Raw genomic sequence first — 571 nt, 5'->3', positions numbered from 1 at the left:
CGTGTGCAACGGGCATGTCAGCCAATGGCGCCATACAGAATTCTAGGTAGTCCTCCATGTCCATTTTGCCTTCTGCGTACAAGACCATTAAACGCTGATCTTCCTCTATGAAGTTTGATTGCGTTGCTATGCCTTTTTCAACCAAAAACGCATTCCAAATCATCGCACAGTCGGCGTTGATTAGCGTTTCGTCCATATCAAAGACGTACAAAGGTTTGGACATGTTAGGCTCTCACTGGTTGAATTTCATTAAGGTTAAACAGCAGCTCTAGTTGACTGCCGTTAGCTAGCAAGCGTTCGGATGAACGGTTGAGCAAATCGACTGTAAGATCGCACTCTTCGACGCACACTTGGTAGCGAATTACATTGCCAAGCAGTTGGTGATTTTTGATGGTTCCCATCTGCGGTGCAGATATATGGTTTCCGTATTGGCGACCATGCTCTTTCACGTAGATGGACTCTGGACGAATTGCCACCTTCCATTCGGTATCGATATTAAAGAGTTGTTTGGCTTTGTTAGCATCGACCAAGTTGTAATGCCCCATAAACACAGCCACAAATTCATTGGCAG

Annotated in this window: 2 protein-coding genes; both read right to left on the bottom strand. The window is 45.4% G+C overall.

What is annotated here, in order from left to right; genetic code table 11:
* Positions 1-223 (bottom strand): HAD family hydrolase (locus R7Q46_RS29025; RefSeq protein WP_411978791.1); only part of this gene is annotated, 223 nt, incomplete at its 3' end.
* 1 nt (position 224) lies between these two features.
* Positions 225-571, bottom strand: a 347-nt coding sequence (locus tag R7Q46_RS29020) for a TOBE domain-containing protein (RefSeq protein WP_318078558.1), incomplete at its 5' end; no start/stop codon positions are given.

It is taken from the genome of Vibrio sp. 811, assembly GCF_033339195.1.
Note: the sequence above shows the minus strand (reverse complement) of the source record. Positions and strands in the feature narration are given on the sequence as shown.